Origin of the sequence: Campylobacter portucalensis, from assembly GCF_009690845.1 — a bacterium.
Lineage (GTDB): Bacteria > Campylobacterota > Campylobacteria > Campylobacterales > Campylobacteraceae > Campylobacter_B > Campylobacter_B portucalensis.
Genome location: NZ_VWSJ01000018.1, coordinates 1 through 22,995, shown reverse-complemented (window position 1 = coordinate 22,995; position 22,995 = coordinate 1). Strand labels below are relative to the sequence as shown.

General features: G+C 28.5%; 18 protein-coding genes and 1 pseudogene. 12 read left to right on the top strand and 7 right to left on the bottom strand.

Going from position 1 to position 22,995, the window contains the following annotated elements; translation table 11 throughout:
- Positions 1-50: 50 nt before the first annotated feature.
- The 6 genes from F1B92_RS05310 (at position 51) to F1B92_RS09175 (ending at position 5,296) form a co-directional block, all read left to right on the top strand.
- Entirely contained in the window at positions 51-1,100 is a 1,050-nt protein-coding gene (locus F1B92_RS05310) for a dehypoxanthine futalosine cyclase (RefSeq protein ID WP_154570833.1), read from the top strand.
- On the top strand, positions 1,097-2,317 hold the full coding sequence (locus F1B92_RS05305; RefSeq protein WP_154570832.1) for a M16 family metallopeptidase: 1,221 nt from the start codon (positions 1,097-1,099) through the stop codon (positions 2,315-2,317). Before F1B92_RS05310 ends, F1B92_RS05305 begins: the two co-directional genes overlap by 4 nt.
- Position 2,318: 1 nt before the next feature.
- Positions 2,319-4,115, top strand: coding sequence for an ATP-dependent DNA helicase RecG (gene recG / locus F1B92_RS05300; protein WP_154570831.1), 1,797 nt, complete (start codon positions 2,319-2,321; stop codon positions 4,113-4,115).
- 144 nt (positions 4,116-4,259) lie between these two features.
- Positions 4,260-4,412, top strand: coding sequence for a hypothetical protein (locus F1B92_RS09185; RefSeq protein WP_229770941.1), 153 nt, complete (start codon positions 4,260-4,262; stop codon positions 4,410-4,412).
- Between the two features lie 55 nt (positions 4,413-4,467).
- Positions 4,468-4,707 (top strand): hypothetical protein, encoded by a 240-nt coding sequence (locus tag F1B92_RS09180; RefSeq protein ID WP_229770940.1) that lies wholly within the window; start codon positions 4,468-4,470, stop codon positions 4,705-4,707.
- 148 nt (positions 4,708-4,855) lie between these two features.
- Positions 4,856-5,296 (top strand): transglutaminase-like domain-containing protein, encoded by a 441-nt coding sequence (locus F1B92_RS09175; RefSeq protein WP_326833104.1) that lies wholly within the window; start codon positions 4,856-4,858, stop codon positions 5,294-5,296.
- 14 nt (positions 5,297-5,310) lie between these two features.
- On the opposite strand, the gene F1B92_RS05290 is transcribed toward F1B92_RS09175, so the two are convergent.
- Positions 5,311-5,454, bottom strand: a complete 144-nt coding sequence (locus F1B92_RS05290) for a hypothetical protein (protein WP_154570830.1) — start codon at positions 5,452-5,454, stop codon at positions 5,311-5,313.
- Between the two features lie 182 nt (positions 5,455-5,636).
- On the opposite strand from F1B92_RS05290, the gene F1B92_RS05285 reads away from it, so the two are divergent.
- The gene (locus tag F1B92_RS05285; RefSeq protein ID WP_326833103.1) at positions 5,637-5,927 is read left to right on the top strand and encodes a heavy-metal-associated domain-containing protein; all 291 of its coding nucleotides are present in this window, start codon (positions 5,637-5,639) and stop codon (positions 5,925-5,927) included.
- 977 nt (positions 5,928-6,904) lie between these two features.
- On the opposite strand, the gene fumC is transcribed toward F1B92_RS05285, so the two are convergent.
- The 6 genes and pseudogenes from fumC to F1B92_RS05260 form a co-directional block, all read right to left on the bottom strand.
- Positions 6,905-8,296, bottom strand: coding sequence for a class II fumarate hydratase (gene fumC, locus F1B92_RS05280; protein WP_154570829.1), 1,392 nt, complete (start codon positions 8,294-8,296; stop codon positions 6,905-6,907).
- Between the two features lie 69 nt (positions 8,297-8,365).
- A complete protein-coding gene (locus F1B92_RS05275) occupies positions 8,366-10,393 on the bottom strand; it encodes an ATP-dependent helicase (RefSeq protein ID WP_154570828.1) in 2,028 nt (675 codons plus the stop codon).
- A gap of 59 nt (positions 10,394-10,452) precedes the next feature.
- Entirely contained in the window at positions 10,453-11,580 is a 1,128-nt protein-coding gene (locus tag F1B92_RS05270; RefSeq protein WP_154570827.1) for a hypothetical protein, read from the bottom strand.
- An 8-nt stretch (positions 11,581-11,588) separates the two neighbouring features.
- The gene (locus F1B92_RS09365) at positions 11,589-12,284 is read right to left on the bottom strand and encodes an MBOAT family O-acyltransferase (protein ID WP_326833102.1); all 696 of its coding nucleotides are present in this window, start codon (positions 12,282-12,284) and stop codon (positions 11,589-11,591) included.
- Positions 12,256-13,068, bottom strand: coding sequence for an MBOAT family O-acyltransferase (locus F1B92_RS09360; protein WP_268233924.1), 813 nt, complete (start codon positions 13,066-13,068; stop codon positions 12,256-12,258). The genes F1B92_RS09365 and F1B92_RS09360 overlap by 29 nt, the downstream gene beginning before the upstream one ends.
- 47 nt (positions 13,069-13,115) lie before the next feature.
- A pseudogene (locus F1B92_RS05260) lies at positions 13,116-15,922 on the bottom strand (FAD-binding and (Fe-S)-binding domain-containing protein).
- A 263-nt stretch (positions 15,923-16,185) separates the two neighbouring features.
- Here F1B92_RS05260 and F1B92_RS05255 point away from each other — a divergent pair.
- From F1B92_RS05255 to F1B92_RS05235, 5 genes are all read left to right on the top strand, one after another.
- A complete protein-coding gene (locus F1B92_RS05255; RefSeq protein WP_154570826.1) occupies positions 16,186-17,799 on the top strand; it encodes a lactate permease LctP family transporter in 1,614 nt (537 codons plus the stop codon).
- A 123-nt stretch (positions 17,800-17,922) separates the two neighbouring features.
- On the top strand, positions 17,923-19,545 hold the full coding sequence (locus F1B92_RS05250) for an L-lactate permease (protein ID WP_154570825.1): 1,623 nt from the start codon (positions 17,923-17,925) through the stop codon (positions 19,543-19,545).
- 9 nt (positions 19,546-19,554) lie between these two features.
- On the top strand, positions 19,555-20,286 hold the full coding sequence (locus F1B92_RS05245) for a (Fe-S)-binding protein (RefSeq protein ID WP_154570824.1): 732 nt from the start codon (positions 19,555-19,557) through the stop codon (positions 20,284-20,286).
- A complete protein-coding gene (locus F1B92_RS05240; protein WP_154570823.1) occupies positions 20,283-21,719 on the top strand; it encodes a LutB/LldF family L-lactate oxidation iron-sulfur protein in 1,437 nt (478 codons plus the stop codon). The genes F1B92_RS05245 and F1B92_RS05240 overlap by 4 nt, the downstream gene beginning before the upstream one ends.
- Entirely contained in the window at positions 21,712-22,341 is a 630-nt protein-coding gene (locus F1B92_RS05235) for a LutC/YkgG family protein (RefSeq protein WP_154570822.1), read from the top strand. Before F1B92_RS05240 ends, F1B92_RS05235 begins: the two co-directional genes overlap by 8 nt.
- Positions 22,342-22,995 lie beyond the last annotated feature (654 nt).

Below are 22,995 nucleotides of genomic sequence, written 5' to 3'. Positions count from 1 at the left end.
TTTAGTTATCATTAGGGATAATAAAATTAAAAAGCAATGAAAGGTTAAACTTGAGTAGATTAAGCGTAGATGAAGCGATTGATTTAATAGAAAATGCAGAGCTTAGTGATCTTGGAAAAATGGCATTTGATAAAAAGTTAGAACTTCATCCTAAAAAAATTACAACTTTTATTATAGATAGAAATATAAACTACACAAACACATGCTGGGTTGATTGTAAATTTTGTGCGTTTTATCGTCATGTAAATGAAAGCGATGCATATCTTTTGAGTTTTGAAGAAATAGGCAAAAAAATAGAAGAGCTAATTGAAGTAGGCGGAACTCAAATTTTGTTTCAAGGAGGTGTTCATCCAAAACTAAAAATTGAGTGGTATGAGGATTTAGTTGAATACATAGCAAAACATTATCCAACCATTACAATTCACGGATTTTCAGCTGTTGAGATAGCTTATATTGCTAAGATTAGTAAAATTTCAACAAAAGAAGTTTTACAAAGGCTTCAGAAAAAAGGTCTTTATAGCATACCAGGAGCGGGTGCTGAAGTGTTAAGCGATAGGGTTAGGGATATTATAGCACCTAAAAAATGTGATACCAATACTTGGCTTAGAATTCACAAAGAAGCTCATGAAATAGGTATGAAAACAACAGCAACTATGATGTTTGGGACAGTTGAGACAACTCGTGAGATTGTAGAACATTTTAAATATTTAAGGGATTTGCAAGATGAAACAGGCGGTTTTAGGGCATTTATTTTGTGGAGTTTTCAAGGTAAAAATACAAAACTTTTAGAAAAATATCCAGACATCATGAAAGCTTCTTCTAATAGATATTTAAGACTCTTAGCAGTTTCAAGGTTGTTTTTAGATAATTTTAAAAATATCCAAAGCAGTTGGGTTACTCAAGGTAGCTTAATTGGACAACTTGCACTTAAATTTGGAGCAAATGATATGGGATCAACTATGATGGAGGAAAACGTTGTAAAAGCCGCAGGTGCTTCGTTTAGAATGAATGCAGATGAGCTAATAGAACTTATAAAAGACGCTGGTGAAATTCCGGCCAAAAGAAATACAAATTACGATATTTTAGAAAGATACGCATGAAAAAGATAAATTTAAATTATAAAAATATAGAAATTCCACTTCTTTATGAATTTGATAACTCTATGCCAGTTGTAAATTTTAAACTAGTTTTTAGAGCTAGTGGAATTTGTTCTGAAAAAAAGTATGGGCTTGCTAAGATTTGTGCAAAAATTCTAAGTGAAGGCACTAAGACTTTAGGCGTTGGTAAATTTTGCAAAGATTTAGAGATAAAAGCAATTGATATCCATTCATATGTAGGATTTGAGGCATTTGGAATTGAGATTAATTCTTTAAAAGAGCATTTTGATTATGCTTTTTTAAAACTTTGCGAGTTGTTAAAAGATCCAAATTTTGATGAAAAAATTTTAGGTAAATTAAAAGAACAAACTTTAGCTGAAATTTTAGTTAATGAAAATGACTTTGACTACCTTGCTAAGACAAATTTAGATGCTTTGCTTCATTCAAATTCACGTTACATTGCTCCTTTAATAGGACTTCCTGAAAGCATACAAGATATAAATTTAAATGATATAAAAGATTTTTTAGATTTATTAAATTTAGAGAATTTATATATTGTTTTAGCAGGTGATGTGGATGAAAAAAGTATAAATTTCAATGAAATTTTAGATGTTTTTAAAAATGGAAAAAAAAGAAATTTAGAATTTATAAAAACTAGCGATTTATGCACAAAAAATGAAATCAAAAAACAAAGTGAGCAAGCTTATATATATTTTGGTGCCCCTTTTTATGTAGAAAATTCTGATAAATTTATGGCCAATGTTGCTACTTTTATTTTAGGAAGTAGTGGATTTGGAAGTAGGCTAATGGAAGAAATTCGTGTAAAACAAGGGCTTGCTTATTCTGTTTATGCCAGAAGTGATTTTAACCTTAGTTTATCTAAAATTTGGGGCTATATGCAAACAAAAAATGAAAATAAACAAGGTGCTATAAATCTAATAAAGTCTGAGTTTGAAAAATTTGTAAAAGATGGTGTGAGTGATGAAGAATTTATGCAAGCTAAAAATTTTTTACTTGGAAACGTTCCTTTACAAAAAGAAACAATGTTTCAAAGAGTTGCCATAAGACAGAATGAATTTTATCAAGGTCTTGAATTTGGAGAATTTGAGAGAAATTTAGAGCGTATTAGAGATTTAAGTCTTGATGAATTGAATGAATTTATCAAAAGCCATAATGAAATTTTAAAGCTCTCATTTGCGGTAATTTCAAATAATAATTAAAATGTTTTTTGATAAAGAGTTAGAAAAATTAGGAGTTAAAACTGCTATTGACTTAGCTTTACTGTTGCCAAAAAGCTTTGATGATTTAACCTTGAGTAATGAACCAAATGAAGGCGAAAATACGGTTGAAATAGAGTGTAGGTTTCAGCAAAACAGAGGCTCTATTTTAAGCATTATGGCTTTTTGTATAACTTGGAAAATGGATATAAAAATTTCTATTTTTAATGCAAAACCATGGCATTTTAGTGCTTTTAAATCTGAAAAAAAAATTTTTATAAATGGCAAATCGAGCATTTATGCTAACACTTGGCAATTTATAAATCCAAAAATAGTTACAAAAATAGGGCAAATTTTACCAAAATATAAATTAAGCTTAAAAGATGAAAAGGTTAAAAACTTAATAGATGAAAATCTTAAATTTGATGATTTAGTGGCTGAAGGATTAAGTGAAGGCGAGGCAAATTTTCTACTAAATTTACATAAAAATAGTAAAAATAGCGTAAATTTAATCAAAAATTTAAATAATAACAAAAAGGGTTTAGAAATTTTAAAATTTATAGAAATTTTTAACTATATGAAAAAACTTAACAAAAAAAAGTTTGTTTTTAAGGCTAGAAAATTTGAAATTTATGATATTTCTAACTGGATTAAAAACCTACCTTTTAAGCCGACAAATGATCAAAAAAACGCACTTTTAGATATAAAAAATGACTTTTTAAGCACAATTGCTTCAAGGCGAGTTATTATGGGCGATGTAGGAAGTGGCAAAACTCTTATTATGTTAGGTTCAGCCTTAATGGTGTATCCAAATACTGCAATTTTAATGGCTCCAACAAGCATTTTAGCACAACAAATTTACGATGAAGCTATGAGTCTTTTGCCTAAATTTATGAATGTTTTATTAGTAAAAAGTGGCGATAAAGATATAGATTTTAGTGGCATAAATTTAATAATAGGAACTCATGTTTTGTTATATCAAAATTTACCTAAAGCAAATTTAATAATGGTTGATGAACAGCACCGTTTTGGATCAAATCAACGAAATCAAATAAATAAACTAACAAAAGATGATAAATTTTCGAGCCACTTTTTGCAGTTTAGTGCAACTCCTATTCCTAGAACTATGACGATGATTAACTCAAATTTAGTTGAGCAAAGTTTTTTAAAACAGATGCCTTTTAAAAAAGATATCCAAACTATCATTACAAATTCCGCAAATTTTGCTTCTATGATAACTCATATAAAAGATGAAATTTCAAAAGGAAAACAAGCAATTATTGTCTATCCTTTGGTTGAAGAGAGTGAAGTTTTAAATTATCAAAGTTTAAATGAAGGTTCAAATTTTTGGTATAAAAATTTTAATAATGTCTATTTAACTCATGGCGGAGATAAGCAAAAAGAGGAGATTTTAACTAAATTTAGAGATGAAGGCGATATTTTACTAACAACAACTGTTGTTGAAGTAGGAATTTCACTTCCAAGACTTAGCATCATAGTCGTTGTAGCACCTGAGAGAATGGGACTTGCTACACTTCATCAGCTTCGCGGTAGGGTTGGTAGAAAGGGAGGAAAAGGATGGTGTTACCTTTTTACTAAATTAAAAGAGCCACCTTTGAGATTAAGAGAATTTGCTAATACTTTAGATGGTTTTAAAGTTGCAGAAATTGATTTGAAAAACCGCCAAGGTGGGGATTTGTTAGATGGAACAATTCAACACGGGGCTACATTTACTTTTTATGATTATGAAGAAGATATCGCAAAAATAGCTAAGGATAGATTTGAAAGATTAAATTTATAATTCTTGCAAATTGAATCTTTATTTGATAACACTAAAACAGTAAGTGAAGATTAAGGATAAAATAATTATAATTTAACATAAAAATCAAGGTTTGATTAACAAATTTAAATAAATAGAAGAAATTTTTTAATAGGTAGCACTTTAATGGCTAGTGAGGTTGGTATTGTTCCTAGCGAGGTATTGGCAAATAGCAAAGAGCAACAAAAAGCTAAACATTTCAACATCACTTTAATTCACAATATCTTAAAAAAAAGAAAAAGAGACCAAACTTTGGCTTCCACTTCCTTTAAACTCTGATTATCAAAACTTAATAAGCAATATAAAAAATAGTGGAAATTATGATGAAATTTATATGAGTGATTTTGTTATGCCGACATTATATGCTAAATTTAGCAAAGATAATCCAACAATTACAACTAAATTTAAAGTCGCTACAACTAAAAGAAATACTGATTTTTCAAAAGTTAATTACAATGAGAATGAAAAATTTACTCCAGAAATTGCTAAATTTTTAGAGCCAACAAATACTATACAAATCGATGGAATTGTAAGAGAAAAGGCTAATTTAATCACAAAAAGGCATAAATGGTGATTTGGAGAAAGCTAGAGCGATTTATATTTGGGTGACTAATACAATGCAACGCGATGAAAGCGTTATTGAGTGCGGTGTTGGCGATGCAAAGAAAATTCTAGAAAGCTAAAAACTTAGTGGAAAATGCACCGATATAAATTCAGTTTTTGTGGCTCTTTGTAGAAGTATAGGAATTCCAGCAAGAGAGATTTTTGACATAAGAGTTGGCGAGAGTAAAATTTCACCTTCTATGGGAAGCGGTAAAGATGGAAAAGCTATAATCACAAATGCTCAACATTGTAGAGCTGAATTTTATCTAAAAGGGTATGGATGGATACCTGTAGATCCTGCTGATGTTACAAAGGTAAGACTGGCTGAAAAATTGACAAACGATGATGAGAAAATAAGGAAAATTCGAAAATATTTATTCGGAAATTGGGAGATGTGCTGGATAGCTTATAATATGGGCAGAGATTTTACACTAAAACCAAAGCCATATATCGAGCCTTTAAATAACTTCGGATATCCATATGCAGATGTTAATGGGTATGTTCAAAACTACTATGACGCAAAGAATTTTAGCTACCAATATGAATCAATCAAACTATAAAAAAGAGTCAAATTCTAATAAAAAAAATATGGAATTTGGCTTATAATAAGTGCTTTTATAAGTGCATTGCTAGCGACTAGTTGTTGTTTGCCAACTTTGATATTTTTACTTTTTGGCTCTTCTTTTTCGATATTGATTATGTTTGATCCACCAATCAAATATAGATGGATTTTAAGTTTTATTGCATTTTTATTTTTTACTTTATTTGTATATTTTAGATTTATAAGAAGATGTAATGATTGTTTTATGATATCAAGAAAAGTTAAAATTTTAAATTATTTAGTTTTATTAATGCTATTTTTGATTTTTATTTTTATACTTTTTTATCCTGAAATTTTAGGTGGTTTTTATTCGTAAATTTATAATTTTAATTATTTTAATAAATTTTTTATTTGCAGAAAAAATATATGAAATCAAAGTTGATGGTATGCACTGCCCTCTTTGCACTGCGATGGTTAGAGGTGCTATTTTGAAAGTCGATGGTGCAGTAGAAGCAAGAGCCACACTTAATGATAAAAAAGTAAAAATTATAACCAATGAAGGTGCTACGAAGCAGAGTTTATTGGATGTTATAAAAACTACTGGTTATGAGGGTAAATTTATAGAAGATAATCAAAGTATTGATTTTTAAATTTAAAAACCTTTGTTTAAAAAATAAAAATATAATTTTATCCAACTCCTAAACAAAACAGAATAAATTTAGCCCAACTCAGCCGCCAAAAGATTAAAATATAGAAATCTCATCTCAACGAAAAATCCTACTTTCTCTTTTAATATATTTGTTTATTATTTAGCATAATGTCAAAACCAGCACTTTTAAATTCAAAATAAATTTTCTCTTCATTTTAACCCTAAATTTTAAATTACATTGATAATTAAACTTATTTTTGCTTTTAAGGCCACCGTTTATAACTATCAGGGTATTTCATAAATTTAAAAATCCACCAAAAACATTTTTATGCCAAAATTAGCAAAGAGACGTTTATATAAATAATTTTGCCACTGAGCTTTATACTCTTTTACATTGTTTTTCTAAAATTTAGCATCTTTTTCTGCAATAAAAAATATCAAATTTGATTTAATATTTGAGCGATTAATCTGCAAAATATAAAATTTTCACTGTTCATAAAAAAGATTTATATATGGTTATTTGCAAAAATTTTTATTGACGCAATTTATAACTTATACGCCATCTTTGACATTTTTTATAACAACCCAATCACTAAAATTTAGGCGTATATATAAAATCACCTTTTTATTTAGAAAATCTAAATTCTTTTTTCTTTCACCTGAGTTTTAATGTTATAAATAGAAAAATTTTTATAATCTAAAATCTCTATATTTTCTCTATCTCTATACTATATTTGTTACAATGGCTTGTAATTCATTTTCATCTAGCAACCATTGGCATTATTTTTAGCGAATGCTCTATTTAATACATCCAATAAAATGCTAAATTTGTCAAAAATTTAAATAGCCTCTAATTTTTTAATTATCTAATGTTGCATAATTTAAATTAAAAGTTTTGCACATATTAGCAGTTGATTTTATCTGCTTTTTTTAAAATATATTTTTAATATTTTTGAAGTAGGAATTCCTACTTCAAATTTATTCTTTTGGCTTTATCATATTTTTTGGATCTACGTATTTATCAAATTCCTCTTCACTTAGTAAATTTAACTTAATTGCAGCTTCTTTGAGGCTTGAGTTATCATTAAATGCAGTTTTAGCTACTTTTGCAGCATTTTCATATCCGATATATGGATTTAGTGCAGTTACAAGCATTAAAGAATTTTTAAGATTATGCTCAATTTTTTCTAAATTTGGCGTAATTCCATCAACGCAGTGTATTCTAAAACTATCCATAACATCGCTTAAAAGTCTAACTGATTGTAAAAAGTTATAAATTATAACTGGTTTATAAACATTTAGTTCAAAATTTCCCTGACTCGCACCAAAGCCAATCGCTGCGTCATTTCCATGAACTTGCACTGCTACCATTGTTACAGCTTCACACTGAGTTGGATTTACTTTTCCTGGCATAATTGAGCTACCTGGTTCGTTTGCAGGGATATTAATTTCACCTATTCCGCACCTTGGACCTGAAGCTAAAAGTCTAATATCATTTGCTATTTTCATCAAATTTGACGCAAGTGCTTTTAATGCACCACTTGAAAATACTAAAGCATCATAACTAGTTAGGGCGTGGAATTTATTTGGTGCTGTGATAAACTTTTTACCACTAAATTTAGTAAGCTCATCTGCTACTAATTCACCTTGCTTTGGATGGGCGTTAATGCCTGTTCCAACAGCAGTTCCACCAAGAGCTAATTCTCTTAAATCATCTAAGCTTTTTTCAATTTGAGTGTATGAATGCTCTAGCATCGATCTATATCCGCTAAATTCCTGCCCTAAAGTTAAAGGTGTTGCATCTTGAAGATGGGTTCTACCGATTTTTACGATATCCATAAACTCTTTTTCTTTATTTAAAAATGAGTTTTTAAGTTTTTCTAAACTTGGTAAAAGCTTGTCAGTTATTTCTAAAACAGCTGCTATATGCATAGCTGATGGGAAAGTATCGTTTGAGCTTTGTCCCATATTAACATCATCATTTGGGTGGATTAATCTTTTTTCTCTAAAATTTCCACCTAAAATTTCAGTTCCTCTATTGGCAATAACTTCATTTAAATTCATATTTGTTTGAGTTCCGCTTCCTGTTTGCCAGATAGCTAAAGGGAAATTTCCATCAAGTTTGCCCTCTATTATCTCATCGCAAGCTTTGATAATAGCGTTTGTTTTCGTATCATCTAGCTTCTTAAGTTCGTTATTTACCTTTGCTACTGATCTTTTCAAGATAGCAAAAGCTTTGATTAATTCAGATGGCATTTTTTCAATGCCTATTTTAAAATTTTCAAAACTCCTTTGAGTTTGTGCAGCCCAGTAGCAGTCATATGGAACCTTAATTTCACCCATTGTGTCTTTTTCGACTCTAAATTTCATTCTGTCTCCTTTATTAAAAAATATAAAGCTATTATATCAAAAATATATATAAGAAAAGCAAAAACTGCTTCATCCTCTAACTAGTCCCGCTTCAATCAAAAACTGGCTTGGTTCATATGAGGTTTTTTTGATTTTATCTTTTTTGGCATAGGTTAAAATTAGCTCATCTTTAGCTCTCGTAACTGCGACATAAAAAAGCCTTCTTTCTTCTTCAATGCTTCCACCCATTGCCATTAATTTTGAATTTGGAAAGCGATTTTGTGCTAAATCTACCACAAAAACTAGATCAAACTCAAGTCCCTTACTAGCGTGTATGCTTAATAAATTTACACCCTTGCCCTCACTCATTTCACTATTTCCAAGCGTCAAAAAGTTATAAAAAGTGTAGATATCTTTATAGTTTTTTGACATATTTATTAAAATTTCAGCTTTTTGAAAAATTTTTTTAAAAAGATTATCTTTTAATTCTAAATTTACCTTGCCATTTTTCATTGTTGCTTTTTTTGTGGCGATACCATCTGCGATGCTTATATAAGCAGGTGAATTTACAATCTCTCTTAAGATAGAATTTAAATCTTTTAAATTCTTTAAATTTAAAAAAAGTGTGTAAATTCGAAACATCATAATAGCACCGTCATCGCTAATTTTTTGATATCTTAAAGCAGGATGAGTAAGAAACTCGCTATTGATATTTAAATGGCTAAATCTTTGACCTTCTAAAGTATTATCAAACTCATCAAAAAGCCCTAATTGATAGCTTTTTTTCTTGGGCGTATAAATTTTAGCACTCCTATTTGGATTTAAAAAACCATTTATTAAATTTCCATCCCCCAAACTACTTAAAGCTTCATAAATTTCCTTGCTCGTAGCACTTCCTATGCCTTTTGTAAACTCAAAAAGCTGCATAAAAGCCATAATATCCTTTGGATTTATTAAAATTCCAATGAAATTTATTAAAGTTTTTATCTCTTTATTTTCAAAAAAACTAATCCCGCCTTTTCTTTTAGAACTCACACCAATCTCTCTTAAACACGCTTCAACTCCATCAGCACTTGAGTTGTTTCTAAAAACAACAGCTATATTTTTAGCACTGTAATTACTATTTTTAATCATTTGTGCTATGTTTTGATACTGGATGAATTGCTCATCAAAAATTAAAAGCTTTGGATTTTTAAATTCCTCATCTCTACCCACAACAAGATGCTTTTCATAAAGGCGGGGGTTGTTTTGGATGACCTTATTTGCAAGAGCTAAAATTCCTTTAGTTGAACGATAATTTATATTTAAAGCATAAATTTTAGCATCTTTGTATCTATCCTTAAAAGTGCCAATTATTTCAATATTTGCACCATTAAAAGCGTATATACTTTGGTCAAAGTCCCCTACACAAAATAAACTTCTTGTATTAAATGAATCAATCAAACTTCCTTGAAGCGTGTTTGTATCTTGATACTCATCTACTAAAATTTCAGCAAATTTTAAAGGTGCACCTTTTTTTAGCTCGTGCTTCATCTTAATTAGCAAATCATTAAAATCAGCATAACCAAATTTGGATTTTTGAGCCTCAAATTCATTTAAAATATCTTCATAAATTTCACTAAATATAGCTTGATCTTCATAATTTCTACAAAACCAATCAACAAAACTTTCCCCTACAATTTTATTTTGAAAAAATGAGTATATATCATATAAATAAGCTCCAGAATACGGTTTAACATCGCTAATATGCCCAAATTTTCTTCTTTCTACTAATGATTTTAATAAAATTTTTAACTCACTTGGTTGTTTTATAGCAACTTTTTTATCTAGTTTTTTTAAAAGCGAGTATGAGACAGAGTGAAAAGTTCCCGCAGTGATTTCATCAATTATATTTTTATCAAAATAGCACTCTAGCCTACTTTTCATCTCAGTTGCAGCTTTATTTGTAAAAGTAAGAAGCAAGATTTCGTTTGGCCTAATTGCATTGTTTAAAAGATGAGCTATCCTTGCAACTATGGTTGAAGTTTTTCCAGTACCTGCACTTGCTATGATAAGATTGTTTCCAAAAGGTGCTGTGGCAGCTTTTAACTGATCGCTATTTAACTTTGAAAGTGGCAAATTTATCTCCTTAAAAAAGCTATCATTATATCAATAATAGCTTTTTATAAGATAAAATTTTATCTATTTTCATTTAAATATTTTTCTATTTTATTTCCAAATTCTATAATGTTAAAATCATTTGCAATTTGCTTAAATTTGGCCCAATAGTCATCAAAATTTTCTTCATTCAAAAGCCCTATGTCATCACTTATTAAATGAAGCATTTTTGAGTTTATGATGCTGTGGTAATGTCCATAATCCCTATAAAGATTTAAATTTTTTATAAAATCCATATTAGAAAAAGCATAAATTTTAAGATTTTTTAAGTTTTTAGAATTTTTAATTAGATATTTTAAAGATTTTTCTAAATTATTAAAATTTTTATCTCTATATTTTAAATAAATTGAACTTTGTATTACAGAATAAGCAGGAACTATCACAATAAATTCAGTATCTTTATAATTTTTTGCGTAACTAATTAAATATTTATCTAAATTTTCTTTACTTTTATTAAAATCATCTATCATTGTTTTAGAAGTTTGATTGTTTTTTATAAAATTTGCTTTTTCAATGATTTGATTAAATCTTCTAATATCACTATCATCTATTTTTTTAAACCAGTTTTTAACTCCATTAAATTTATAATTAAACTCACTTGTTGTCTCATTTGGCATATCAAAATTTCTACTTTTTCCAACGCATTTTTTAGGTGTAAAAATACATTTTAAATATTTAAAATTTAAATAAGCTTTTATGTCATTAAAATTATTATTATCATATAAAAACTCATATCTACTTCTATCTGGCGTTTCTGAGTGCAAAAAATTTATTCTATTGTCATAATCAAGAGAGATAATAACTTTTTTTATACTCTTTTTTTTGAGTAAATAATTTAACAAAACCTCTTTATCAGCCAAATCACTTCCAGAAATTGATATATTAAAAAACTTTCCACCTAAAATATTTGAAGCTTCTTTAGCTGAAGTATTTTCAAGCATAGAACTTCCTAAAATAACACTATCAAACTCATAATTATTTATAATTCCAGCAGCTTGAGTTCTCATATCGCTTTGTAAATAATATTTACCATGCTTTGGAATATGCCAAATTTTTAAAAAGTCATGATAATAAAGCGTCCCAAAAATTAGCGATAAAAATAAAATTGCAAAAGCAAAAAATAAAAAAATTTGTAACTTTTTTCTCATCATAAAACCTAAAAATTAAAATATATAAACTCAGAATAAGTTGAAGTTAAATTTAGTAAAACTCCAAAACCAAAAATTAATCCACAAAAAATAGCATAAAAATAGCTATTTCTTTTAAAATATGAAATTTCAATAGAATTTTTAAAACCAACTACCAAAATAAAACTTAAAATTACCCACAAATATAGTTTATAGCTAAAAATAAATCCACTTGAAGCAGGATGTATAAAATTTGAAAAAATAGTGTCAAATTTAGGATGCGGGGCTTTTATACCATTTAATCCAAACATCGCTTTTATGATATTTAAAGCATCACTAAAGCTTTCAGCCCTAAAAAATACCCAAGTAAAATTTACAAAAATGAATGTAATTAGCCAAGCTAGAGTTTTATTCATCCTAAAGCCAAGATTTACCCAAATTCTATGAATCACCATAGCTAATCCATGTAAAAATCCCCAAAATATAAATGTCCAACCAGCACCATGCCAAAGCCCGCTGATTAAAAAAACTATCATTAAATTCAGGTAAGTTTTAAATTTCCCTGCCCTACTTCCACCAAGTGGAAAATAAAGGTATTTTGTTAAAAATCTACCTAAGGTTATATGCCATCTTCTCCAAAAATCTCTAATATTTAAAGCTTTATATGGAGAGTTAAAATTTAATGGAAGCTTAATATTAAATAAAAAGTGCAATTGCCATATCACAATATCCGCTAAAATCAAAATAAAGCTGAAAAGTATATGCTAAGGATAAAGCCCAACTTTCAAAAAAGAATAAATTATGACTATTATCAAAACCTTGTGCAACATAAAATGAAAGCGTATCGGCAATTCCTACTTTTTTAAAAAATCCAATTGCAAAAATAAAAAGCCCTAAGGCTATATTTTTAAAGTTTATAAATTTATTTTTTACTTTAGAAAATTGAGGCATCATCTCTTTATGATGAACTATAGGACCAGCAATGAGTTGTGGAAAAAATGTAATAAATAAAGAGTAATCTAAAAAATTAAGCCGCCCTTTACTCTCTCTCTCTCTCTCTCTCTCTCTCTCTCTCTCTCTCTCGTAAGCATCGCATAAAAATGCAATTTGCTGAAATGCAACAAAAGAAAGAGCCAATGGTAGCATTAAATTTAAATACTCTATATCAAATTTAAAAATAGAATTTATATTAAAAATAAAAAAGTCAGCATATTTAAAATACACCAAAAGTAAGATATTTATAGTAATTCCAAAAGCTAAAAATAGTTTTTTGTTTTTTAAATTTTTAAAATTATGACTTAATAATAAATTTCCCATAAAATAATTAAATAAAATAGAAAAAACTAAAATAAAAACATAAGAAAATTTAAAATATCCATAAAAAACTAAAGATGCAATTATTAAAAAAGCTTTTGAAAAATCTCTAAATTTAAAATAATTTAGTAAAAAGTAGATAAAAAATACAAATGGTAAAAATATAAAAATAAAAATATTATCAACAAAAAGCAAATTAAACCTCCACAAAATTAAAATATTTTAACATAAATTTAATAATTCTAAGCTTTTAAAAGCTTAGAATTTATATCAATTAAATAAGCAATGTGTAAAAATTGTCTATTGCTAGCTTTGCTTAGCCCTATTTCACAAGTTGATGAAGTGCTATAAGCTTTTGTTAAATTTGGATTTATAAATTTCATATTTTTTGTAGCACTAATGTTTAATTCAGGTGTAAAAAAGCCTTTATTTCCAGCAAATCCACAACACTCAACCCCGCTTTCAAATATATTTTTATTTGTACAAATTTTTGCTAAGTCTTTTATAACTTCGCCTTTTCCTACTTTTTTCATAGTACACATTTTATGAATCAAAATATCCTCATCAAGTCTATTAAGTTCTAAATTTGGTGCAATTTCAAGCAAATACTCACATAAATCATAAATTTTAAGCTCTTTTATATCTTTTAACTTCTCTATCAAATAAACAGAGCAAGCACTATGATCGGCTATTATTGGAATTTCACCGTTTTTACTTACTTTTAGTAAATTTTCTTTTAAAATTTCTTTATTTTTTGCTCTAATTTCATCATAATCCATAAAAGATTTTCCACAACAAAGCCCATCTAAATCATCAGGATAAATTACATTTATTTTAGCTTTATTTAAAATTCTCTCAACTACTTCTTGGATTGGCTTTTGATTTTGTGAGTTTATAGATGGCTTAAAACCTCTATTTATACAGGTTGTAAAGTAAATAACGCTTTTATCAAATTCATTTTGGCTTTTAAATTTAAAGTCATTTTTTTGTGGTAAAAATTCATTTATATATGGAATTGGAGTGAATTTATTTAATTTTTTAGTTAAATTTGAGATATTTTTTTGCTCCAAAAATTTTATATGATAAATTTGCAGCGTCTAGTCCAAATTTAGCTCCTTTTATAGTTTTATCCATATTTTTATAGATTAAATTTGCTATTTTTAAGCTTTTATTTGAGTTTTGATTTCTTAATTTTAGTGCAATTTTGGCAGTATCTATCTCTAAAGGACAATTGATTTTACACATAGAGCAAGCCGCACAGGTTTCATCGCCTAAATACTCATACTCTTTTAAAAGTTTAGCTGCTTTTTTAGTCTCACCTATCTCATTAAGCCTTGAAATTTCTCTAAAAACAGCTATTCTTTGGCGTGGAGTAAGAGTTAAAAACTTGCTAGGACAAACTTTTTCACAAAATCCACACTCCATACAAAAATTTACAAACTCATCAACTTCATTCATATATTTCATATTTTTTGTGTGAATTTCTTTATCTTCACTTATAATTACATCAGGGTTAAATATCCCTTTTGGATCAAAAATTTTCTTAATTTTTTTGTTAATTTCATAAGCTTTTTTACCCCACTCTACTTCAACAAAAGGCGCAACCATTCTACCAGTTCCGTGTTCGGCTTTGATAGATCCGCCCATTGAAGCTACTTTTTGCCCCATCTCTTCAACTAAATTTTTAAAATTTAAAAACTCTTTTTTATCGCTTAAATTTGGAGTGATTACAAAGTGTAAATTTCCATCTAAAGCGTGTCCAAATATAATTCCATCTTTAAAATCATATTTCTCAAAAAGTTTAGATATGAAATCTGCACCTTCGCAAAATTTATCAGTCTCAAAACATAAATCCTCAACTATAACTGAAGTTTTTGAACGTCTTTTTGAAGCAGCGATTGGTAAAATTCCTTTTCTTATCTTCCACCATTTATCATAAACAGCACTATCAAATGAATATAGTGGCTCAAAAGCCATCTCATATTTGCTAATTTTTTCTTTTATAATATCAAGCTGAGAATTTAGGCTTTTTTCATCCATACTTTCAGTTTGAAATAAAATACAGGTGTTACCTTTAGTTACATCATTTACAAACTCAGGTATTCCCTCAATTCCTCTAACACTTTTTAAACAGGCGTAATCCATCATTTCAGCACTTGCAACGATATCTTTCATTTTTGCTAGTTCTACCACAAACTCGGATGCTTTATCAAAATTTTCAAATACCACAAGCCCGCAAGCTTTATATTTTTTATCAATAACTGAGTTTAAAACTATTTCACTTACAAAGCCTAAAGTTCCCTCGCTTCCTATAAAAATATGATTTAAAATATCTTTAATATCACTAAAATCTACAAAACTATTTAAGCCATATCCTGTTGTATTTTTAATCTTATACTTTTTAATAATTAAGTTTTTTAACTCCTCATCAGCGTTAATCTCATCTTTTATGTTTAAAAGTCCCTCAGCCATTTCAGGGCATTTTCTAATAAAATTTGCAACACTAAAATCATCGCTTGTATCTACAATTAATCCATTATTTAAAATCACTCTAATTGAAGAGATCGTTTGATAGCTATTTTGCGCTACCCCGCAGCACATTCCACTTGAGTTATTGTTAATAATTCCACCCATTAAAGCAGTTGTAATCGTTGCAGGATCGGAGGCCTATTTTTTTACTAAATTTGCTCAAAACCTCATTTGCCCTACTTCCTACAACTCCACAACCTAGCTTTATTTTGTTTGCGTTTTCATCGATATCTATTTTTTGAAAATGCTCATTTGCTACAACAAGCACATCTTCACAGCTTGATTGTCCTGAAAGAGAGCTTCCAGCTGCTCTAAAACAAAGTGGAGTATTAAATTTATTAGCTAAATTTATTAATTTTATAATATCATTTTCATCTTTTGGGAAAACTACAACTTTTGGCGTATAATTGTAACAACTTGCTTCTACTCCGTAAGCAAAACATCTTAAATAATCATCAAAAACTCTACCATCTAAAAATTTTCTTGCCTCTTTTGCAAATGATTTAAAATCTTTTTTCATCCATACCTCCTTTGATTATCAAAATTTTATACTTTAATTTTATTCAAAAATCTATAAAAATATATTTAAAAAATTTAATTAGTAAAATTTTTAAAATTTTAAATAAAAAGTATTAAAAAATAAAAATTTATTAAATATAAATATTACATTTTTACACATAAAATTAAATTTGCATAAAAAAATAATATTAATTAATTTTTAATTCTTTAAATTTTATATTTTTATTTTATAATTTGGAAACAAAAATTTATCTTAAGGAGAAATTGATGTGGAATCAAATTTATGACCCACTAGGAAATATCTGGCTTAGTGCTGCTATTGCATCGCTTCCATTAATTTGCTTTTTGGCTTGTTTAGTTTTTCTAAAACTAAAAGGACATATCGCTGCTATTATAACCGTTTGTTTAGCTTTTTTAATTGCTATTTTTATGTATAAAATGCCTGTTACTATGGCGGTAGTGTCTATAGTTTATGGTTTTATGTATGGTCTTTGGCCAATAGCTTGGATTATAATTGCAGCTATATTTTTATATAAGCTATCTATTAAATCGGGACAATTTGAAATAATTAAGCAAAGTGTTTTAACAATTACTCCAGATCAAAGAATTCAAGTGATTTTGATTGGGTTTTGTTTTGGTGCATTTTTAGAAGGTGCGATTGGATTTGGAGGGCCTGTTGCAATAACTGCTGCTCTTTTGGCTGGACTTGGACTTAGACCACTTTATGCAGCAGGACTTTGTATGATAGCAAATACTGCTCCTGTTGCTTTTGGTGCAGTTGGAATTCCTATTATTGCAATGGCGGGTGCTGTTGGCGTTGATGCAAAAGAAATTTCAGCAATGACAGGATATATGCTTCCACCTTTAACTATTTTTGTTCCATTTTTTATAATGTTTTTAATGGATGGATTTAAAGGCGTTAAAGAGACTTTTCCAGCTATTTTAGTTGCATCTTTAAGTTTTGCTATAACTCAGTTTATAACAGCGGTTTATGTTGGACCTGAACTTCCTGATATCACTTCAGCAGTTGTATCTTTGGCTGCTACGACTCTGTTTTTAAAATTTTGGCAACCAAAAAATATATTTACATTTGATGGCGAAAAACAAGAAAAAAGCGATAAATCATACTCTATTGGTGAAGTTATGTTTGCATGGTCGCCATTTTTAATTTTAATTATAATGATAATTTTATGGACATCACTTAAAGGTGCTTTAAATTTTGCTACTTTTAAATTTGAAATTCCGTTTTTACATAACTTAGTAAATAAAGTTGCTCCTATTGTTAGTGAGCCAACTGCTATGGGTGCTGTATTTAAATTTGACGTAATATCAGCAATTGGAACAGCCATTTTCTTCACTGCTTTGATTTCAGCTTTTATTGCAAAAACAAAAACAAATATAATTGCAAACACTTTTAAAGAAACAATCAACGAAATGAAATTTCCTATCCTTACAATAGGATTAGTTTTATCATTTGCTTACATCGCAAATTTTAGCGGTTTATCGGCTACTTTAGCTACAGCTCTAGCTCATACAGGTAAAGCATTTACATTCTTTTCACCTATAATTGGATGGATTGGAGTATTTTTAACTGGATCTGATACAAGTTCGAATTTACTTTTTGGAACTCTCCAACAAGCAACTGCTCATCAACTTGGCTTAAAAGATACACTCTTCTTGGCTGCAAATTCAGTTGGCGGTGTTGTTGGCAAGATGATAAGCCCTCAAAGTGTAGCTATAGCTTGTGCTGCTGTTGGTTTAGTTGGCAAAGAGAGTGATTTGATGAAATTTACAGTTAAATATTCAATTTTATTTGTAATTTTTATCGGGCTTTGGACATCGTTTATCGCTTATGTTACACCTTGGATCATTCCATAAAATTTAGGCTTTTAAAAAGCCTAAATTTAAAATTAAATTTTAAAAGTAATTTTTTTGTTATTGAAAATTTTTATAAAAATTCAATATAATAGCAACTTTTAAAATTTTTATTTAGGAAATTTAATGAGTGAATTTATTCAAAACTATAATCCGCTTTCTAGTCTTTGGCTAAGTGCATTAATTGCTGCTTTGCCAATTTTTATTTTTTTAATATCATTGATGGTATTAAAATTAAAAGGTATAGTGGCTGCATTTTTAACGGTCTCATCTAGTGCTATTATTGCTTTTTTTGTTTATAAAATGCCCTTTATGATGGTATTTATGAGTTTTATACAAGGTTTTTTAACAGCACTTTGGCCTATTGGATGGATAATAATTGCTGCAATATTTTTATATAAATTATCAGTTAAATCGGGGTATTTTGAAATTTTAAAACAAAGCATTGTTTCTATTACGCCTGATTATAGAGTGCAAGTTGTTTTGATAACATATTGTTTTGGTTCATTTTTAGAAGGAGCTATTGGCTTTGGCGGACCTGTTGCAATAACAGCAGCTTTGATTATGGGACTTGGAATAAAACCAATTAGTGCAGCAGGTCTTGCCTTAATAGCAAACATAGCTTCATCTGGTTTTGGAGCTGTAGGGATAACCCTGACTTCACTTTCAGCAACTTCTGGAATTGGATCTGATCTTTTGGCAGCAATGTCAAGTAGAATGATGCCACCAACTACAATTTTTATTCCATTTCTACTTGTTTATTTAATGGATGGTTTTAAAGGCATTAAAGATACGTTTTGGGTGATTTTAGTTATTGGGATTTCATACTTTTTGGGTCAATTTTTTACAAGTAATATTTTAGGAGCAGAACTTCCTGATATTATAGCTGCAATTATCTCTATAATTTGCGCTATAATCTTTTTGAAATTTTATACAATCAAAAATACCAAAACAATAATTGAATCAAAAGATATAAAATTAAGCCCAAAAGAAATTCTTATGGCGTGGATGCCGTTTTTACTACTAACTTTGCTTATTGTTGTATGGCTATCTCCATTTAAAAATTTCTTATCATTTGCGACTCTGAAATTTGAATTACCTTTTATTCATAATTTAATTATCCAAACTGCTCCGATTGTAAAAGAAAATATACCTATGGAAATTACTTACAAATGGGATATTTTAGCCGCAACTGGAACTGCAATTTTTGTAGCTGCAATACTATCTGTGTTTGTCTTAAAAGTTAAAACAGATGTAGCTTTTAAAACTTTTATCGAAACAACAAAAGAGATGTATATTTCAATCTTAACAATAGCTTTTATTGTAGCTTATGCAATGATTGCAAAAAATAGTGCTCAAGCTGCTACAATGGGGTTATTTCTATCGCAAACAAAAGATGCTTTTACATTCTTTTCACCAATAATTGGCTATATAGGAGTTTTTATAACGGGTTCTGTTACTAGCTCAAATTTACTTTTTGGAACACTCCAACAAGTAACTGCTTCTCAGATTGGAATCAATGATATTGTATTTTTGGGAGCCAATACAGTTGGTGGTACAATAGGAAAAGCAATAAGCCCTCAAAGTTTGGCTGTAGTTTGTGCTGCTGTTGGGATTATTGGAAAAGAAGGAGAGGTTTTAAAATATACTTTTAAGGTTTCGTTATTTTTAATTATTGTTGTTAGCATAATATCATGGCTAACTGTAAATGTATTTAGTTTTATAATACCGCCACTTGTTGGCAATTAAGGAGAAAATATGAAAAAAGTTTATTTATATTCTACTTGTCTTGGCTCTGCTTTAATGGGTAGAACCATTATGAATGCTGTCTGGCTTTTAAAAAAAGCTGGATATGAAGTTGTTTTTAAAAAAGATCAAACTTGTTGTGGACAACCAAGCTACAACTCTGGATATTTTAATGAGAGTAAAAAAGTAGCTCTTTATAATGTGGATCTTTTTGATAAAGATTATCCTATATTAGTTCCTAGTGGATCATGTGCTGGAATGATGATGCATGATTATTTAGAGATGTTTGAAAACGATAGAAATTACGAAAAAATCAAAAAATTTAGTAAAAGAGTTTTTGAGCTTAGCCAGTTTTTGGATGAAAATTTAGATATTGATGATTTAGGAGAAAACGTAAAAGTTACATGGCATAGCAATTGCCATGCTTTAAGAGTTGCAAAAAGCATAAATTCTTCTAAAAATTTAATTAAAAAATTAAAAAATGTTGAGTTGATAAATTTACCTTATGAAGAGGAGTGTTGTGGGTTTGGTGGAACTTTTGCCGTAAAAGAACCAGCTGTATCAAATGCAATGGCAATGGAAAAAATCAAGCATATAAAAGAAACTGGCTGTAAATATATAATAATTGGTGATGGCGGTTGTATGATGAATATTGATGGAACTATCAAAAGAAACAATGTTGATGTAAAAGTTATCCATCTTTATGATTTTTTGGCTAAAAGAATTAAAGGAGAAGCAATATGAGTATAATGGCAAATAAAGAAGCTGTGATTGATGAGAGATTAAATGATGCTCAAATGCGTGAAAATTTAACATCAGCTATGCATACATTACAAAACAATCGTGCAAATTTAATAGAAAAAAGATTTAATGACTGGCAAGGTCTTAGAGATAAAGGTAAATTAGTTAAAAATAGAGCCCTTTCAACACTAAAAGAAAGGCTTTTAGAATTTGAAGAAAATGCAACAAAAAATGGATTTATAGTTCATTGGGCAAGCTCCGATAAAGACGCCTGTGAGATAATTTATAACCTTATGATAGAAAAGAAAATAAATAAAATTTTAAAAGGCAAGTCAATGGCTAGTGAGGAAATAAATTTAAATCACTACCTTGAAGAAAAAGGCTTAATAGCTACCGAGACAGATTTAGGAGAGGTTATAATCCAACTCTTAGGCGAACACCCTGTACATATTGTTGTGCCTGCAATTCATAAAAATCGATATGAAATTGGTGAAATTTTTCACGAAAAATTAAATGCACCATTAGAAAGTGAGCCAGAAAAGTTAAATAAAATAGCAAGAGATTTTTTAAGAGAAGAGTTTAAAGTCTTGCAATTAGGACTTGGTGGTGTTAATTGGGCGATAAGTAAAGAAGGTGCTATTTGGATGCTAGAAAATGAAGGAAATGGCAGGATGTGCACTACTGTAGCAGATATTACGGTTAATATTTGTGGTATAGAAAAAATAGTAGAAACCTTTGAAGATGCCGTTACTTGCGATACTTTACTTGTTCCTTCGGCAACAGGACAATTTATAACAAACTATAATAATATAATAACAGGACCTAGAAAAGATGGCGAATTAGATGGTCCTAAAGAGTGTCATATAATAATGCTTGATAATCATAGAAGCGATATGTTGGGTCATGAGGATTATTACGAAGCTCTTCGTTGTATTAGATGTGGGGCGTGTATGAATTTTTGCCCTGTTTATGATAAAATCGGCGGACACGGATATAGGGCTGTTTATCCAGGACCAATTGGTGAAGTTATAAGCCCAAACCTATTTGGTATGGATAGGTACGCTGAGAATTTAACGCTTTGCTCACTTTGTGGCAGATGTAGCGAAGTTTGTCCTGTAAAGATTCCATTAGCTGAGTTAATTAGAAAATTAAGAAGAGATAAAGCAGGAGATGGTGAAAATCCTCCATTTGGGTTTGAAAATATGCATAAAAATACAATGGAGGCATTAGCGATGAAAGGTTTTGGTAATGCTGCAACTAGTGGTTTTAAATTTAGAATGGCAGCAAAAAGCGGAGCTATATTTAACTCAGTAATACAAAAATTTGGTAAAAACATACCTGTAATAAAAAATTGGCTCACTTATAAAGATTTATGGGATTTTGATTTTGATCTACATAAAGCCATAAAAAACGAAGAAGGAGTGATATATGAATAGCAAAGAAAAAATCTTATCAAATTTAGATAATGCAAAAATAAAAAATTTAGAAATACAAAGAGTTGATCCAGTTAATCATATCAAACACAACGCCAATAATTTAGTAGAAGAATATATAACAAGAGCTATTGAAAATAAGGCTATCGTGATAGATACTAAAAAGAGTAATTTAGTAGATGAAATAAATAAAATCATAGAAAAAGAAGAGGCTTCGAATTTAATCTATCCAAATGGCTTACCAATTGAAATTGATAATATAAGAATAAAAAATAAATTTAAATTTTGTGAGCAAATAGAGACATTTAAAGAACATTTATTTGCTTATGATGTATCTATTATAAATGCAAGATTTGGAGTGAGTTCTCACGGAAACTTTTGTGTAACTTCTAGCAAAGATCAGCCACGAATTTTAAGCTTAACTTCAAAACTTTGCATAGTTCTTTTAAAAAAAGAAAATATTTTAGAAAGTATGAGTGAGGCTTTAAAAAGAATAAAAAAAGAAGCTGAAAAATTACCTACAAATATCTTATTTATATGTGGTCCATCAAGGACATCTGATATAGAGCTTCAAACAGTTATGGGAGTTCACGGCTCACAAATTGTTTATGTTTTAGTTTATTAAATAGTAAGGCTTAAGCCTTGCTATTTTAATTAAGATATTTGTAAAATTTTACCTGCTAATAAGTGATTAAATGATTTTAACTAGATAAAATTTTATATTCAGTAAAATTTAAATATGAGTTTATAATATAAAGTTGGAAATTTTATAAATTCTAAATTTATAAAAAGATCTAAGAAATTCTAGAGATAAATTTCATTGTTGATTTATTTTGCAACTTATTAAGGTCAAATCTTTTTTATATATCAAAATTTAAAAAAGAATTTAACTACAATAACAAAAATATTGCTATTTTTATTATTTATTCTACACTTTATTTAGATATTTTTAATTTAGACTATATAAAATTAAATGGACTGAGTGTTGTCATTGACTAAAAAAATAATATAAAAATATCTCAATTTTTATAAATTTATTATTTAAAATCAAGAGTTAATTTAATCTCCCATCAATCTCAAAAACAGCTACCATTTAAATCTTTTTATTAAAATTATAATTATTTATTTGATAAATTAGATAGATTGTTGGTTAAATTTAGCTTTGTTGATTAAATTTGTTTTATTGAGATTTTAGTTTTATTGATTGAATTTGATTTATTTAGATTAACTTCAATTTATTTCTTTAAACATATCAATTTAAATTTAATTTTATTGATTA